This is a genomic window from Micromonospora andamanensis, assembly GCF_016863495.1.
GTDB lineage: Bacteria > Actinomycetota > Actinomycetes > Mycobacteriales > Micromonosporaceae > Micromonospora > Micromonospora andamanensis.
The window spans coordinates 19,694-35,605 of record NZ_BOOZ01000008.1 but is presented as its reverse complement, the minus strand read 5'-3'; the positions used below and the strand labels follow the sequence as shown (position 1 = coordinate 35,605).

Here is a 15,912-nt window from a genome sequence, read left to right as displayed (position 1 = left end):
GGGGCCACGTCAGACCGGTGGCGGTGGTCCCACCGGCCGGGATGCGCGCAGGGGGCATGCATCCCGGCCGGTTCGTTCCCGGCCTCGCCGTCCGGCGGTGCCGCCGGGCCGTCCGGCGGTGCCGGCCGCGCCGTCCGGCAGTGCCGGCGCGGGCCCGCAGCGGCACCGCCGCAGGCCGGGTCCGGGGGCGGCCGGGCACGATCTTTGAAACGTGACCTAGCCGGGACGGGTGCGGGGAGCTAGCGTCTAGGCATGGCGCGGGGTTGTCCCGAGCCAGCCGGCCCGCCCGGCCTGCGACCTCGCGCACGGGGCCCGCATCCGACCCCGTGTCAGCCGGGCATCCGGAGGAGGCGGACCGCGGGTGGCCGGGTGCCCATCCGCCGGAGCAGGCCTGTGACGACTCGCCGTACGACCGCCGGTGCCGACCAGGGCCCGGCCGCGACTACCACGACCCGCCGCAGCACCCGGAGCCGCCGTACGGCGGCCGCCGGTTCGGCCGACCCCAGGGAGCCCCGACCAGCGGGCCAGTCCTTCGTTCTGGACACCTCCGTACTGCTCAGCGACCCGGCGGCGTTCCACCGCTTCGCCGAGCACGAGGTGGTGCTTCCGCTGGTGGTGATCTCCGAGCTGGAGGGCAAGCGGCAGCACCCGGAGCTGGGCTGGTTCGCCCGACAGTCGCTGCGCATGCTGGACGAGCTGCGGGTGCGCCATGGTCGGTTGGACCGGCCGGTGCCGGCCAACGATGTCGGTGGCACCTTGCGGGTGGAGTTGAACCACACCGATGACGGGGTGCTCCCGCCAGGCTTCCGCAACGAGTCCAACGACGCGCGGATCCTCTCCGTCGCGCTGAACCTCGCCGCCGAAGGACGGGAGGTGACGCTTGTCAGCAAGGACATGCCGTTGCGGGTCAAGGCCGCCTCCGTGGGGTTGCGCGCGGACGAGTACCGGCACGGCCAGGCCAGCGACCCGACCTGGACCGGGATGGCCGAGTTGGAGCTGGCCGAGGAGGACATCGCCCGGCTCTACGCGGGAGAGGTCGTCGACGTGGACTCGGCAGCGGGTCTGCCCTGCCACACCGGCCTGGTGCTGCACTCGTCCCGGGGCTCGGCGCTCGGCCGGGTGCTGCCGGACAAGACCGTACGGCTGGTCCGTGGTGACCGGGAGGCGTTCGGCGTGCACGGCCGCTCGGCCGAACAGCGGATCGCGCTCGACCTGCTGCTCGACGAGTCGATAGGCATCGTCTCGCTCGGTGGCCGGGCCGGCACCGGCAAGTCCGCCCTGGCGTTGTGCGCGGGGTTGGAGGCGGTGATGGAACGTCGCCGGCACAAGAAGGTGATCGTCTTCCGCCCCCTGTACGCCGTCGGCGGGCAGGAGCTGGGTTACCTGCCGGGTTCGGAGTCGGAGAAGATGTCGCCCTGGGCCCAGGCGGTCTTCGACACCCTCGGTGCGGTGGTGCACGAGAACGTGCTGGAGGAGGTCACCTCGCGCGGTCTGCTGGAGGTTCTCCCGCTCACCCACATCCGGGGCCGCAGTCTGCATGACGCCTTCGTCATCGTCGACGAGGCGCAGTCGCTGGAACGTGGCGTACTGCTGACCGTGCTCTCCCGGATCGGCCAGGGCTCCCGGGTGGTGCTGACCCACGACGTCGCGCAGCGGGACAATCTGCGGGTCGGGCGGCACGACGGTGTCACCGCGGTGATCGAGGCGCTGAAGGGTCATCAGCTCTTCGCGCACGTCACGCTCAGCCGTTCGGAGCGTTCACCGATCGCCGCGATGGTGACCGACCTACTGGAGGACGTCCCGACCTGACAGCCGTTTTGGGCGAATCGCGTTGATATTTGGCGTGACCCACGTCACAATTGAGGTCCGTGGTTTCCCATCAGCCTCACTGTGCGCGATGGTGTCCCACGGGCGCCCACGCACCGGACGCATCGTTGGTCGTCGTTCGTCACTCCAGCAGGGGAGCGGACGACGCCGGCAGGCGACGCGGTGCGTCAACGGTGGCCGGCACGCCGGCCGCGGGCGCCCGTGGCGCGCCACGACGCAGTACGGTCGCGGCACGCCACGTCCCTGAACCCGACGAAGGGATCACTTCGTGAGTCGGCCGTGGAGCCGGTTCGCCGCCCGCACCGCAGCCGTCGCGCTGCTCTCGGTGGGCGTGGCCGGCGGCTTCTATCTGAGCGAGGACCGCCAGTCGCAGCGCTCAGGCCCCGGCGCGCAGGTGGCCGGCAGCGTCAGCGAACTCGACGTCAACGTCGAATACCGGCAGGAAGAGGCGGTCTCCCGCCAGGTCCGTACCGCCCGGCAGCAGGCCACCGAGGTCCGGAAGCAGGCCAAGGCCGCCGCCGAGAAGGCCCGCAAGGCCGAGGAGGCGGCTCGCAAGAAGGCTGCGGAGAAGGCCGCCAAGGAGGCCGCGGCCCGGGCCGCGAAGCCGTACGACGGCCCGATCCCGGAGTCCTGCGAGGAGTACAGCGGCAACCGGAAGGTCGGCTGCGCCCTCATGATCGACGCGGGCTTCAAGATCGACCAGTTCCCGTGCCTGGACCGGCTCTGGAACAAGGAGAGTGGCTGGAACCACAAGGCCCGTAACCCCTCCTCCGGGGCGTACGGCATCCCGCAGGCGTACCCCGGGAACAAGATGTCCTCGGTCGGTGACGACTGGCAGACCAACCCGGTCACCCAGATCAAGTGGGGGCTCGGCTACATCAAGGGCCGCTACAGCACGCCCTGTGCAGCGTGGAACCACTCGCAGGCCAAGGGCTACTACTGAGCTGAGTCACGGCGGCGGGGTGCGAACGACCGCACCCCGCCGCCGTGTGTCTCGTACCGGAAAAGTGGCGGCTGTCGGCGTTTACTGATAGCTGTTGACGGGTGACCCTGCTCCCCGGAAGTGGCGACCCGCACCGGTTCGGCACCGTGGCCTTCTATGCGTCCATCGGCCGGGCGTTCGTCGCCATGTGCGCGGTGGTGCCGGTGCTCTTCCTGATCGAGGGCCTCGACGTCTGGCTCGGCGCCGGCTTCGACTCCGCCGCCGGGATCATCCCGCAGCGTATCGACGGGCTGGACGGTGTCTTCTTCTCGCCGTTCCTGCACCACGGCTTCGACCACCTCTACAGCAACAGCATCCCGCTGATCCTGCTCGGCACCTTCGTGCTGGCGGCGGGTGCCCGGCGCTTTCTCTGGTCCACCCTGGTGATCGTCCTGGTCAGCGGGCTCGGTGTGTGGTTCACCGGCTCGCCGGCCACGATCGTCGTGGGCGCCAGCGGGGTCATCTTCGGCTACCTCGGCATCCTGCTCACCCGGGGCATCTTCGAGCGGAGCTGGTGGAACTTCGCCGTCTTCCTGCTGGTCGGGCTCCTCTACGGCGGCCAGTTGGTGGGCGTGCTGCCGACCGACGAACGGATCTCCTGGCAGGGGCACCTGTTCGGGCTGCTCGGCGGTATCGTGGCCGCGATCATCTTCCGCCGACGCCGGTCCGACCTCGACGGGCCGTACCGTTCCGAGTCGCCGATGACCATGCCCTGACGCGTCCGCCGAGCGCGGCGACCGCCACCGCGACCAGGGTCAGGACGGCACCGAGCATTGTCGTCGCGTCCGGATGTGAGGCCGCCGAGGGCAGCAGCATGTCCAGCAGGACCGCACCCACCACCTGCCCGGCGACGGTGGCCAGGCCGAGCAGCAGCACGCCGGTGAGGCGGACCACCGCGGCGGCCACCGCGATGAACGTGACACCGATCGGCCCGCCCAGGTAGAGCCAGAGGTCGGTGGGCAGCCCGCCGGGCGGCAACCCCCGCAGCACGAGGCTGACGACGAACGCGACGAGCAGCACCGCCGTACCGACCGCGAAGTTGACGAGGGTGGCGGTGAGCGTGCTCTCGGTGACCACCCGGACCCAGCCGTTCACCGCCTGCTGCCAGGCCACCGCCACCCCGGCGAGCAGCGGCAGCACGGCCAGACCGAGGGTCGCCGGCTCGGCGAACCTGTCGCTCACCGCCAGCAGTACCGCGATCACCGTCAGCACCGCACCCGCCAGCCGGGCACCGGTCACCGGCCGCCGGCCACCCGGGCCGACCCCCGCCCGGTCGACGAGCAGGCTGCTGGCGGACTGCCCGGCCACGATCGCCACCGTGAACACCGCGACTCCCAGGGTGCCGACGGTGGCGCCCTGGGTGAACACCAGGAACGCGCCGCAGGCACCGCCGAGACACTGCCAGGGGCGAAGCGTCCCCCGGCGGAAGGCGGTACGCAGCGTCGCCAGGCCGCGCCGCCCGGCACCGGTGGCCGGTACCAGGATCAGCAACAGCAGCAGGCCCGACCCGAACGAGATGACGGCGGCAGCAACCCCGTCGCCGAGGCGTACGCCCAGCTCGCCGTTGATCCGCGACTGCGTCGCCACGGCGACCCCGGCCACGGCGGCCAGCGCCACCGCGCCGAACCGGCGACCCGGCGACACCGTCGGCCGGGTCGCCGTCGGGGCACTCAAGCCTGTTCGTCCAGCGGCCGACCGTCGAAGTCCACGGCCGAGTAGAGCGCCAGCTTCTCCAACCGGTGGTACGAGTCGATCACCCGGATCGTGCCGCTCTTGGAGCGCATCACTATCGACTGGGTGTACGCCCCGCCGGCCCGGTACCGCACGCCGCGCAGCAGGTCACCGGAGGTGACGCCGGTGGCCACGAAGAAGCAGTTGTCGCCGGTGACCAGGTCGTCGGTGGTGAGTACCCGGTCGAGGTCATGGCCGGCGGCGATCGCCTTCTCGCGCTCGGCGTCGTCCTGCGGCCAGAGCTTGGCCTGCATCATCCCGCCCATGCACTTCAGGGCGCAGGCGGCGGTGATGCCCTCCGGGGTACCGCCGATGCCCATCAGCACGTCGACGTCCGACTCGCCGCGCGCTGCGGCGATCGCACCGGCGATGTCGCCGTCGGAGATGAAGCGGATGCCAGCCCCGGCGCGGCGGATCTCGTCGACCAGGCCGTCGTGTCGGGACCTGTCGAGCACGCAGACGGTGACCTCGGAGACGCTCGTGCCCTTGGTCTTCGCGATGCGGCGCAGATTCTCGACGGTGCCGGCCTCGATGTCGACCACGTCCGCGTAGGCCGGACCGACGGCGAGCTTCTCCATGTAGAAGACCGCGCTGGGGTCGAACATCGCGCCCCGTTCGGCCACCGCCAGCACCGCGAGGGCGTTCGGCATCCCCTTGCTCATCAGCGTGGTGCCGTCGATCGGGTCGACCGCGACGTCCACCTCGGGACCGTCTCCGTCACCGACCTCCTCACCGTTGAAGAGCATCGGGGCGTTGTCCTTCTCGCCCTCGCCGATCACCACGACCCCCTTCATCGGGATCGAGTTGATCAACTTACGCATCGCGTCCACGGCGGCCCCGTCGCCGCCCTCCTTGTCGCCCCGGCCGACCCACCGGCCGGCGGCCATCGCTGCCGCTTCGGTGACCCGGACAAGATCAAGGGCGAGGTTACGGTCGAGGTTCTGTGGGGTTCGCGTCCTGGCGGTGGTCATGAAAACGGCTCCTCCTCGCGGCGGTGCGGGGCGGGCCGGCGCTGCCGGCTTCGTTGCTGATCCTCACACGATGGCGGACGCAGGGCCGGGTCGGGGCGGTGATGGCACGGATACCGCCGGTCGGGCGGCTGCGAGAATGGCGGGGTGGAACCTGCACAGCCTGCCGACCGCGCACCCGCCGATGAGCCCGTGCCACCGCCCGCAGCCGCCGCGAAGTCCGAACGGTCGCCGCGGGACATGGCCATCTCGCTGCTGGTGCTGCTGATCCCGATCGCCCTGCTCCTCGCCTTCTACCGGGGCTTCCTCGGCGGGGACCAGCCGAACACAGTTGATCCGGCACCGGCCTTCGAACAGGCGAAGTCGGCAGGGGTCTTCCCGGTGAGCGAACCGGCCGAGCTGGGCGACGGCTGGCGGGCGATCCGCGCGACCTACCGGACTGCCGAGGACGGGGCGATTCTGCGGGTGGGATATGTCACCCCGGAAGGGCGCGGCCTGCAACTGGTGCAGAGCAACGTCCCGCCGGAGCGGCTGCTGCCGGCCGAGCTGACCGAGGAGGGGCGGCCCCAGGGGCAGACCGATCTCGGCTCCGGCACCTGGCAGCGCTACACGGCCCGGGGCAACGAGCAGGCGCTGGTGCTGCTCCAGCCGGAGCGCACGGTGATCGTCGTCGGCGACGCCCGGGACAATGAACTACGGGCCCTCGCCACCGCCGTGGATTGACAGTCCTCGACGCGGCCGGGCATCCCGCGACATCAGCGTGAGCTAGACCGGCGGCGCGTGCGGGTGCCCCCTGCATGTCGGCACGATCCGCTACGCTCCCCGGGTTCGATGCCTGGCCGGCCCCGGTCGGTCGGGCTTTCCTGCTTGAAGAGAGACGATCTGTGAACATTCGACGGTGGAGCGTCGGCCTCATCGCCGCCACGCTGCTCGTTCCCGGCCTCGCCGCCTGCAACAACTCTGGCGGCGACTCGCCGTCCACGGCCTCCTCGCCCGAGTCGGTCATCCCGGCCGACCCGAAGGCGGCGCTCGTCGCCTCCACCAAGGGGCTGGCCGAGGGCAACTTCACGTTCACCATCGCGGCTGACTCGATGACGGGCAAGGGCACGTTCCACAAGCCCAGCAACAGCGCCCAGATGTCGATGACCATGGGTGGCGAGGACTTCACCATGGACTTCGACCTCATCCAGATCCAGCCGGACACCTGGGTGAAGGTCGACCTGGGCGAACTTTTCGCCGGCATCCCGGGGATGGAGGCGATCAAGGACAAGTACCAGCACCTCGACGCCGCCAAGGCCAAGGACGCCAAGAACCTCGACATCTTCAAGGACGGCACCGACCCGGCCGACGCCGCCGGCATGTTCGAGGGCCTCGCCGAGGTGCAGAAGACCGGCGAGGGCACCTACAGCGGCACCTTCGACCTGACCAGTGTGAAGGACTCGGTCGCCGCCGACGAGGACATGCTCAAGGAACTGGGCGACAAGGCGAAGGCGATCCCGTTCACCGCGAAGCTGGACGCCGAGGGCTGGCTGAGCGAGCTGGTCATGTCCCTCCCGGCGGCGGGTGAGACCAAGGCACAGGACATCAAGGTCACCTACGCCGACTACGGTTCGGCGACGGCTGTGCAGAAGCCGCCGGCGGACCAGGTCATCGAGGCGAGCGAGCAGACCTACGAGATGTTCAAGTAGGTCGAACGGTAGCGCTGCGGGGGTGGGCTCAGCCCACCCCCGTTCGCGTTCCGGCGTACGGTCCCGGCCGGATCCGAGGGATGTCGCCGGTTTCGGGTGATTGCGTGGGCGGCCCGCAGGGAACAGAAGAGAGGAGCCTCCGGCGCGAGAACGCACCGGATGACCCTGCTGGGAGACACCGATGACCGTTCGACGACTGAGCGCCGGCCTCGTGGCCGTCGCCCTCTTCACGCCCGGAGTCGCCGCCTGCACCGCCACCGGTGACGCCGGGCCGACCGCCACACCGTCCGCCACCGCGTCCGGTGCCGCACCCGAGGCCGACACCGACGCGAAGCAGGCGTTGCTGGACTCGACCCGGGAGATCCGCAACGGCAACTTCAGGTTCAGCATGTCCGGTGCCGGCTCGGTGGCGGAGGGGCAGGTGCACCAGCCGAGCCAGAGCGCCGAGATCCGGGTACGCCTCGGCGAGTCGACCGACGACCTGGCGATCGGCCTCGACCTCATCCACGCGAAGCCGGACAGCTGGGTGAAACTTGACCTCAAGGGACAGGCGGCGACGAGCGTGCCCGGGGCGGACCGACTCAACCTCGGCAAGTACCAGCACCTCGACCAGAACCGGATCAAGGGCAACCGCAGCCTCGGCTTCGACTTCGAGAAGGTCGACCCGGCGGGCAGCGAGGCGTTGACCCAGGCTGTCACCGACGTCCAACGCACCGGCGACGGCGCGTACGCCGGTACCCTCGACCTGTCCAAGGCAGCCGACGCCGGGTCGCTCGACCCGACGCTTGTCACAGCGCTCGGCGCGGAGGCAAACTCCGTACCGTTCACCGCGACCACCGACGCTCAGGGGCGACTCACCGAGCTTGTCATCAAGCTGCCCGAGGCTGGCCAGGCTGCCGGTCAGGAGATCAAGGTGACGTACTCCGACTACGGCAACGCGACCGAGGCGACCAAGCCGTCGGCCGACCAGGTCGTCGAGGCGCCGCCGGAGCTGTACAACCTCCTCGACTGAGCGCGGAGAGCGGCGACGCGCGACCGACCGGCGGACGCCGACCCACCTCGCTGATCATTAACGTACGCATCGCGGCGGGAGCCAACCGGCTCCCGCCGCGTCGTGCAGGCGCCCTGCGTCAGCTGGCCGGGTCGGGTCGGACGGCGTCGATCCGGGCACGGGCACCGTCGAGCCAGCGCTGGCAGATGACAGCCAGGGCCTCGCCGCGCTCCCACAGCGCCAGCGACTCCTCCAGCGACGTGCCGCCGGCCTCCAGCCGCTCCACCACCGAGGCGAGTTCGGCACGGGCCTGCTCGTAGCTGAGTCGCTCGTCCGACCCGCTGGTCTTCTCGTCAGTCATCGCACCCATCTCAGCACAACCGCCCGACACCCCGGATGACCGCACCGCCGTTCAGGCGCCGGACGGCAGGGGCATGCGCCACTCGATGCGGGATCACCAGGCCGGCCGGTCACGTGCCGACAGTGGCGGCCAGTTCGCCGTCGGCGAGGCGTACCCGCAGCGGGTCGCCGGGAGCCACCTCGGTGGCCGCGCGTACGACGTGGCCGTCGGCGCGTTGCACGATGGCGTAGCCGCGGTCGAGGGTGGCGGCCGGGGAGAGCGCGCGCAGCCGGGCCAGGGTGTGCCGGAGGTCGTCGCCGGCGGCGGCGAGGCGGTGGTCCAGACAGCGGCCGGCGCGCTGGCGCAGCGCGGCCAGTTCGGCGGTGCGTTGCTCGACCATCACCTGCGGGCGGGCCAGCACCGGCCGGGACCGTAGCGCGTCGATCCGGTGGGACTCGCGATCGACGAGGTTGTGCACGGCCCGATGCAGCCGGAACCGGGCCTGCTTGATGAGGCGTACCTCCTCGGCCAGGTCGGGCACCACCCGCTTGGCCGCGTCAGTGGGGGTCGACGCCCGGACGTCGGCCACGTAGTCGACGAGCGGTGCGTCCGTCTCGTGGCCTATCGCACTGACCACGGGGGTACGACAGGCGAAGACGGCCCGGCACAGTGCCTCGTCGGAGAAGGGGAGCAGATCCTCGATGCCGCCCCCGCCCCGGGCCAGGATGATCACGTCGATGCTCGGGTCCGCGTCCAGCACCTTGAGCGCGTCCACGATCTGGGGGACGGCGCTCGGGCCCTGGACTGCCACGTTCACCGTCCGGAACTCCACAGCAGGCCAGCGGCGGCGGGCGTTCGTCAGCACGTCCCGTTCGGCTGCGCTGGCCCGACCGGTGATCAGCCCGATGCGCTGCGGCAGGAACGGTGGACGGCGCTTGCGTGCCCGGTCGAACAGTCCCTCGGCGGCCAGCAGCTTCTTGAGTTTCTCCAGCCGGGCGAGCAGTTCACCGAGGCCGACCTGGCGGATCTCGTCCGCCCGCAGGCTGAGCGTGCCCCGGGCGGCGTAGAACTCGGGCTTGGCGTGCAGCACCACCCGGGCGCCCTCGCGCAGCTCCGGCGCGCCGGAGTCGAGTACGTCACGGTTCGTGGTGACGGTGAGACTCAGGTCGGCGGACGGGTCACGCAGCGTCAGGAACACGGTGCTGGCGCCGGGACGACGGCTGATCTGCGCCACCTGCCCGTCGACCCACACCCAGCCGAGCCGGGCCACCCAGGCGCCGATCTTCTGGCTGACCACCCGCACCGGCCACGGCTCATCCGAGCTGCTCTTCCCGCCCGCACCACCATTCTCACCCGCACTCACCCGACCACCCTACGGCCCGCCGCCCCGACCGCGTTGATCATGAGGTTGTTGTTGCCGGCACGGCGTGTCGCGGGTGACAACTTCATGATCGACGGGCTGTGGGGGGCGGCTCACGCGCTGCTGGGTCGGGCGGCGGCACGTACGATGGGGGGGTGATTGAGGCTGAGGTGACTTCCCGGACCGGTAAGCGCGTGCTCCTGGCCAAGCCCCGCGGCTACTGCGCGGGCGTGGACCGGGCGGTGCAGACCGTCGAGGAGGCGCTCAAGCTCTACGGTGCCCCCATCTACGTCCGCAAGCAGATCGTGCACAACAAGCACGTGGTGCAAACGCTTGAGGCCCAGGGCGCCATCTTCGTGGAGGAGAACGAGGAGGTGCCCGAGGGCGCCATTGTCATCTTCTCCGCGCACGGCGTGGCACCCGAGGTCTACGAGCAGGCGAAGCAGCGGTCGCTCAAGGCGATCGACGCCACCTGCCCGCTTGTGACGAAGGTGCACCACGAGGCGAAGCGGTTCGCCGCCGAGGACTACGACATCCTGCTCATCGGTCACGAGGGGCACGAGGAGGTCATCGGCACGTCCGGTGAGGCGCCGGAGCACATCCAACTGGTGGACGGCCCCGAGGACGCCGACCGGATCACCGTGCGCGACCCGAACAAGGTCGTCTGGCTGTCGCAGACCACGCTGTCGGTGGACGAGACGATGGAGACCGTCGCCCGGCTCAAGAAGCGACTGCCGATGCTCCAGTCGCCGCCCAGCGACGACATCTGCTACGCCACGAGCAACCGGCAGCACGTGATCAAGGAAATCGCGCCGGAATGCGACGTGGTGATCGTCGTCGGCTCCCGCAACTCGTCGAACTCGGTACGCCTGGTCGAGGTGGCCCTGGACGGCGGTGCCCGTGGAGGTCACCTCGTCGACTTCGCTCACGAGATCGAGGACGCCTGGCTCGCCGACGCGCGGACCGTGGGCCTGACCTCGGGCGCGAGCGTGCCGGAGGAATTGGTGCAGGAGGTGCTGGCACACCTCGCCGAGCGTGGCTTCACCGACGTCGAGGAGGTGGTGACCGCGAACGAGCGGCTGACCTTCTCCCTCCCGCAGGAGCTCAAGCGCGACATGAAGGCCGCCGCCGCGGCCCGCGACTGAGCGCGTCGGCGGGCCTGATGGAACTGTTCACCGCTCCGGTGCGTCAGAGCTTGGCATGAGGACCCTTCGGATCGCCGTCACCGCGTTGATCGTCTGCACGGCGCTCGCCGCCTGCGGCGGCCAGGACGCGGGGGACGGCACCACCACCCCGACCCCGACGGGAGCGTCACCCGTGACCGAGCTGCCGACCCCGGACCCGAGCCTGCCCGCACCCTCGCCCTCCGATCCGGTGGACCCGACGGCACCGACCACCCGACCGACGGTCCGGCCCAGCGCCCCGTCCAAGCCGCCGACGACCGGCGAGATGACCCTTACCGGTCGGATCGAGTCCGGCGTCGAGCCCGGCTGCCTGCTGCTCGACGGCTACCTGCTGCTCGGCGGTCCCCGCGAGGTGCTCACTGCGGGCTCGTCGGTGACCGTGACCGGCCGCCCCGACCCCACCATGATGTCCACCTGCCAGCAGGGCACCCCGTTCGTGGTGGCTTCCGCCAAGCGCGGCTGACCGAGGTTTCGGGGCACCTCGCCGGCACGGGACGACGAGGTTGATCAGTTGATGGCAGGATGCCCCGGTGCGGTACCGACCGATCCTTCCTGCGGCGGCCGGTGCGCTCGCCGTCGTTCACGTCGCCGGCATTCTCACAGCTGTTTCGCTGCTGCGGCAGGCCGAGCTGGCCGCGTTGCTGCTGCTGTCGGTGTACGCGCTGACCGCCCGGCCGCCCGCCCGCCCCTGGGCGGTGCCGGTAGCGCTCACCGCGCTTGTCGCCGACGCCTGGGCCACGATGCCCGCCGAGTCCGCCGACCGGGGCTGGCAGGTGCTTCGGCCCGGTGCGGCTGACCCCACCCTGGGATTCGTCACCGGCCTTCGCCTGAGCTGGGCAGCGTTGGTCTTCGTCCTGGTTCTGCTGCTGACCGTGCGGTGGCGGGAGGCCCGCCCGAGCCGTCCCGCTCTCGCCGGGACGGTGCTGGCGGCGGTCCTGGTGACCGGGTACGCGGCGGTCCGGCTGGTCGAGATCCAACGTGCGGTACGGGACGCTCAGCCCGACCTGGCGGTGACCGCCGCCGTGCTGGCACCCCTCACACTCGCCCTGGGTGCGCTCGTCCTGGCTGCCCTGCTGACCGGGCGTCGGCAGCGGCTCGCCGCCGGTGGTGCCACACTGCTGGCCCTGGTCGCCCTGACGTACCTGGACGCGGCGCTGGCCCTGACGCAGTTGCCGTCGTACCTCGAACGAGGCACCGTGTTTACTGCCGCGTTCCAGGGCACCGAGAGGCTGCCCGCGCTCGGGCCGGCAGTCGTCGCCGCCGTCGAGTTGAGCGCGTACCTGCTGCTCGTGGTGGGTGTCAGCGCCCGCCAGGCGGTACCGGCCGGGCCGGGTCGCCGGTCGTACCGGTAGCCATCCCGCAAAGACGGAAGCCCGTCTCCGGAGAACCGGAGACGGGCTTCCTGGTGGTGCGGGTGGTGGGGTCAGTTCACCGCGCCGACGGAGACCGCGCCACGGCCGACGACCGCGCCTTCGGTGGTCACCACGGCCAGCTCACCGAAGAGCGTCCGGCCCGCGGGCGGGGCCGCCAGGGCGGTCACCGTACCCGAGATGGTGCCGGTGGCGCCGTGCGCCAGGGTGAGGGTGCCGCCCGACGCCGCGAGGGTGCCGAGCGCCGGGGAGGAGAACGAGTCCCGGTAGTCGTACTCGGTGCTGCCACCGGCACCGTCGACCGAGTACGCCTCCACGACGACGGTGTAGGTGCCCGCCGGTGGGTTGGCGATGGTCACGAACTCCTCGGAGTCGCCGTCGGCGTTGTACTGGACCAGTGCGCCGCCCCGGTAGACGAACAGGTCGAGGTCGGCACCGGCGTTCGACGGGTTACCGATGCGGGCGGTGAAGCTGGTGGCTCCCGCCGGCACCTCCACTGTGAACTCCTGCGTCGCGTACTCGACGATCGTCGGCCGCTCCGAGTGCGAGCTGGCCAGTGCGCCGCCCTGACCGGTCACCGTGACCGGACCGAAGGTGTTCTTCAGCGTCCAGGTGACAGGGGTCGGGGTGCCGGTGGTCACCGACGGCAGCTCGACCACGGCCGGTTCGACAGCGACGCCCTGCACCCGTGCCTGGAGCTGGTACGGGTTGTTCAGCGCCGGCGAGGTACGCCGGGACTCGACCTCGATCTCCCAGACACCCGGCATCGGGTTCTGGTAGTCACGCTCGAAGGCGTTGCAGGCGCTGGCGAAGTTGGTGTAGCAGGTCAGGCTGGAGGTGCTCTCCACCGGAACGCCGTACGGGTTGAACGCGATGAAGCGGGTCTGCGAACCGGTGGCGATGCCGGAGAGGTTCACCTGCAGCGCACCGGCACCCGGGGGAACCGTCACGAAGTACGACGTGGTGCTGTTCCGGTCCACCGAGCCCTGCGCCGAGTAGGCGAAGTTGGGCTTGCTGACGTCGTTCGAGGCCACCACCACAGCGGAGACCTCGAAGTCGATCGTGTTGGTGGCCGGGTCGTCGACGGTCACGATCGTGCCGTGCGCGCCGGCGGTCTTCGGCTTGGCGGTGACCGTGAGGGTGACGGTGCTGTTCAGCGGCAGCGTGACGGTCTTCGGCGCCGAGAAGGTGCCGTCGTTGCCGCGCAGGCCGACGTTGTGCTTGACGTTGCCGGCCGGGCCGCTGGTCCGGGTCAGCTTGACCTGGTACGACTTCGACTGGTTGACCTTGTGGCCGCCGTCGGCGGAGCCGCAGCGGTTGTAGACGCCGGTGCCGCGGTGCGGGGTGGCCAACTGGCCGGAGAGCACCGTGCAGACCGGGGCGTCGGAGGTGTACGAGCGGGTCTGCACACCCTTCTTCAGCAGCTTCCAGGCACCCGGCACGTCGAACATGCCGTAGCCCTGCCCCTGGGTGGGGGTGTCGGCGATCGGCTTGGCCGAGGTGTAGATCGCCCGGCGCAGCATCTCCGGGGTGATGCCCTTGTCGGTCGCCTTGGCGGCCGAGAGCAGCAGCGCGGCGGCGCCGGCGGCCTGCGGGGAGGCCATCGACGTGCCGTTGAACATGCCGTAGCCCGGCGGCAGCGCGTAGCCGGCCTCGGCGACGGGGCTGCCGGCCTGCCACACCGGGGTGGTGGAGATGGCCGAACCCGGCGCGGCGATGTTCGGCTTGGCGCCACCGTCCTCACGCGGACCGCGCGAGGAGAAGTTGAACAGGGCGTTCTTCTTCTTGACCACCGAGCCGTAGTTGGCCAGCCAGGTGTCCTTGCTGACGCTGGCGGCGACGCTCACCACGTTCGCCGACGCGGACGGGTCGCCGATGGTGTTCACACCCGGGCCGGAGTTGCCGGCCGAGATGAACATCTGCACCCCGTACGTGGTGATCAGGTTGTTGTAGAGGGTGGCGCGGGCGTTGTTGCCGTCGTTGAGCGCGGGCAGGCCGCCGATCGACATGTTGATCACGTCGACGCCCCGGTTGATCACCAGATCGGCCATGCCGGTGGTGAGTGCGGCGGCCGTGCAGCCACCGCCCCAGGAGCAGGCGCGGGAGGAAACGATCTTGGCGCCGGGGGCGGCACCGTCGAACGCGTCGTTGCCCAGCATGTCGTTGGCGGCGGTGATGCCGGCGACGTGCGTGCCGTGCGCGCTCTCGATGATGCCGATGTTGACGTAGTCGACCAGGCCGGGGCCGCCGATCGGCGTGGTGTTGACGTTCTTGCGGTACTCGACGACGAACGACATCCGCTCCTTGACCGGAGTCGCCGGGTTGTCGGTGCCGAAGTGGCCGACGTCGAACTTCTCCTTGTACGGCCGCATCACGGCCTCGTCGGTGAAGTCGCCGTCCTGGTCGGTGTCGACCCAGATGTTGTTGGTGGCCGAGTCGAACAGGATGCCGAACTGGTCGGTGTTGTCCCCGTCGCGGTTGACGTCACCGCCCGGTTCGCTGTTGTTCGTGGTGTTCTCGCTGAACAGGCTGAACCGGTAGGTGCCCGCCGGTGCCGTCCAGGTGCGACCGGCCAGGGAGAACGACGGCCCGGTCACCTGGTTGACCATCGGCCGCCAGGTGGCGTCCTCGAACGGGTCGGTCGCGGTCACCCAGTCGACGATCTTGCGCTCGCCGGTTGTGGTCTTCTGCAGCGCCGGGTGCTCCAGGTCCACGCCGGAGTCCATGATGCCGATGGTGACGCCGCGTCCGTCCCACTTCTTGTTCTGCTTGACGAACTTGACCGCACCCGTCTCGTTCGTCGGCATGTACGGGTTGTCGGCCTTCGTGCCGGCACCCGGCCCGCTCAGCGTGCTGCCCTGCTTGGCTGCCTTCTTGCCGCCCGGGGCTACCTCCGGCGACGGGTCCGGCAGCTGGATCTTCTCATCCAGGTCGATCGAGGCGACGCCCGGCAGCGTGGCGGCCTTCACCGCTTTGCCGGTCGGCACCGTGGCGAGCACGTATCCGATGGTGTCGTAGCGCTCGGTGACGGCCGCGCCGAGGTCGTTGAGGTCGTCGGCGACGTCCTTCGCCTTGCCCTTGTCGGTGGCGACGATCATCGTGACGGTGGGGGCCTTCTTGGCCTCCGCCTCGGCGAGCAGCTTGGCGTCGTGCTGGTCCAACACTTCGGCGGGGGTGGCCTGCGCGGCGTCGGATCCGGCAGGAGCGGCGCTTGCGGTGGCGGCACCGCCCGCCACGGTCACGGCGCTGGCCGCCATCACCGAGGCGAAGAGCGCGGCGGAGGTACGCCGGCTCAGGTTTCGGGGTTTACTCACGTTCTCTTTCCTCCAGAGAACAGGGCGCCCTCAGATGCAGGGCACGCGTGAGCGAAATCCTTCGTGGTGCCGACCGTCGATGTCACTACCGCCAGGTACGTTGTGACCATCTCGTGATATGCGAGACGCTCATTGTCACATCGAAGATGATAGGGGT

Annotated in this window: 14 protein-coding genes; 9 read left to right on the top strand and 5 right to left on the bottom strand. The window is 70.4% G+C overall.

Annotated features, from left to right (window positions below):
- Positions 1 to 393: 393 nt before the first annotated feature.
- The 3 genes from phoH2 to Van01_RS09955 all read left to right on the top strand — a co-directional run bounded on the left by phoH2 (position 394) and on the right by Van01_RS09955 (position 3,525).
- Positions 394 to 1,809, top strand: coding sequence for an RNA 5'-3' helicase PhoH2 (phoH2, locus tag Van01_RS09965; protein WP_204004654.1), 1,416 nt, complete (start codon positions 394 to 396; stop codon positions 1,807 to 1,809).
- Between the two features lie 286 nt (positions 1,810 to 2,095).
- A complete protein-coding gene (locus Van01_RS09960) occupies positions 2,096 to 2,770 on the top strand; it encodes an aggregation-promoting factor C-terminal-like domain-containing protein (protein ID WP_204004651.1) in 675 nt (224 codons plus the stop codon).
- Positions 2,771 to 2,871: 101 nt separating this feature from the next.
- Positions 2,872 to 3,525, top strand: coding sequence for a rhomboid family intramembrane serine protease (locus tag Van01_RS09955; RefSeq protein WP_099847551.1), 654 nt, complete (start codon positions 2,872 to 2,874; stop codon positions 3,523 to 3,525).
- On the opposite strand, the gene Van01_RS09950 is transcribed toward Van01_RS09955, so the two are convergent.
- Together Van01_RS09950 and glpX are read right to left on the bottom strand one after the other, a co-directional pair.
- A complete protein-coding gene (locus tag Van01_RS09950; protein ID WP_373306230.1) occupies positions 3,455 to 4,483 on the bottom strand; it encodes a DMT family transporter in 1,029 nt (342 codons plus the stop codon). The two genes, Van01_RS09955 and Van01_RS09950, sit on opposite strands and share 71 nt — an antisense overlap.
- Positions 4,480 to 5,511 (bottom strand): class II fructose-bisphosphatase, encoded by a 1,032-nt coding sequence (glpX, locus tag Van01_RS09945; RefSeq protein WP_204004648.1) that lies wholly within the window; start codon positions 5,509 to 5,511, stop codon positions 4,480 to 4,482. The genes Van01_RS09950 and glpX overlap by 4 nt, the downstream gene beginning before the upstream one ends.
- Before the next feature lie 144 nt (positions 5,512 to 5,655).
- On the opposite strand from glpX, the gene Van01_RS09940 reads away from it, so the two are divergent.
- The 3 genes from Van01_RS09940 to Van01_RS09930 all read left to right on the top strand — a co-directional run bounded on the left by Van01_RS09940 (position 5,656) and on the right by Van01_RS09930 (position 8,208).
- On the top strand, positions 5,656 to 6,231 hold the full coding sequence (locus Van01_RS09940; protein WP_204004635.1) for a DUF4245 domain-containing protein: 576 nt from the start codon (positions 5,656 to 5,658) through the stop codon (positions 6,229 to 6,231).
- Positions 6,232 to 6,392: 161 nt separating this feature from the next.
- Positions 6,393 to 7,196, top strand: coding sequence for a hypothetical protein (locus tag Van01_RS09935; protein WP_239098970.1), 804 nt, complete (start codon positions 6,393 to 6,395; stop codon positions 7,194 to 7,196).
- 181 nt (positions 7,197 to 7,377) lie between these two features.
- On the top strand, positions 7,378 to 8,208 hold the full coding sequence (locus Van01_RS09930; RefSeq protein WP_204004632.1) for a hypothetical protein: 831 nt from the start codon (positions 7,378 to 7,380) through the stop codon (positions 8,206 to 8,208).
- A gap of 118 nt (positions 8,209 to 8,326) precedes the next feature.
- On the opposite strand, the gene Van01_RS09925 is transcribed toward Van01_RS09930, so the two are convergent.
- Both Van01_RS09925 and xseA read right to left on the bottom strand, forming a co-directional pair.
- Entirely contained in the window at positions 8,327 to 8,548 is a 222-nt protein-coding gene (locus Van01_RS09925) for an exodeoxyribonuclease VII small subunit (RefSeq protein ID WP_204004629.1), read from the bottom strand.
- Between the two features lie 109 nt (positions 8,549 to 8,657).
- Positions 8,658 to 9,890, bottom strand: a complete 1,233-nt coding sequence (gene xseA / locus Van01_RS09920; protein WP_204004626.1) for an exodeoxyribonuclease VII large subunit — start codon at positions 9,888 to 9,890, stop codon at positions 8,658 to 8,660.
- Between the two features lie 152 nt (positions 9,891 to 10,042).
- Here xseA and Van01_RS09915 point away from each other — a divergent pair, with 152 nt between their 5' ends.
- The 3 genes from Van01_RS09915 (at position 10,043) to Van01_RS09905 (ending at position 12,423) form a co-directional block, all read left to right on the top strand.
- Positions 10,043 to 11,032, top strand: a complete 990-nt coding sequence (locus tag Van01_RS09915) for a 4-hydroxy-3-methylbut-2-enyl diphosphate reductase (RefSeq protein ID WP_204004623.1) — start codon at positions 10,043 to 10,045, stop codon at positions 11,030 to 11,032.
- Positions 11,033 to 11,087: 55 nt separating this feature from the next.
- Positions 11,088 to 11,534 (top strand): hypothetical protein, encoded by a 447-nt coding sequence (locus Van01_RS09910; RefSeq protein ID WP_204004620.1) that lies wholly within the window; start codon positions 11,088 to 11,090, stop codon positions 11,532 to 11,534.
- 67 nt (positions 11,535 to 11,601) lie between these two features.
- Positions 11,602 to 12,423 (top strand): hypothetical protein, encoded by an 822-nt coding sequence (locus Van01_RS09905; protein WP_204004617.1) that lies wholly within the window; start codon positions 11,602 to 11,604, stop codon positions 12,421 to 12,423.
- Positions 12,424 to 12,494: 71 nt separating this feature from the next.
- On the opposite strand, the gene Van01_RS09900 is transcribed toward Van01_RS09905, so the two are convergent.
- Complete coding sequence (locus Van01_RS09900; RefSeq protein ID WP_204004614.1) at positions 12,495 to 15,755, bottom strand: S8 family serine peptidase; 3,261 nt, start codon at positions 15,753 to 15,755, stop codon at positions 12,495 to 12,497.
- Between the last annotated feature and the right edge of the window lie 157 nt (positions 15,756 to 15,912).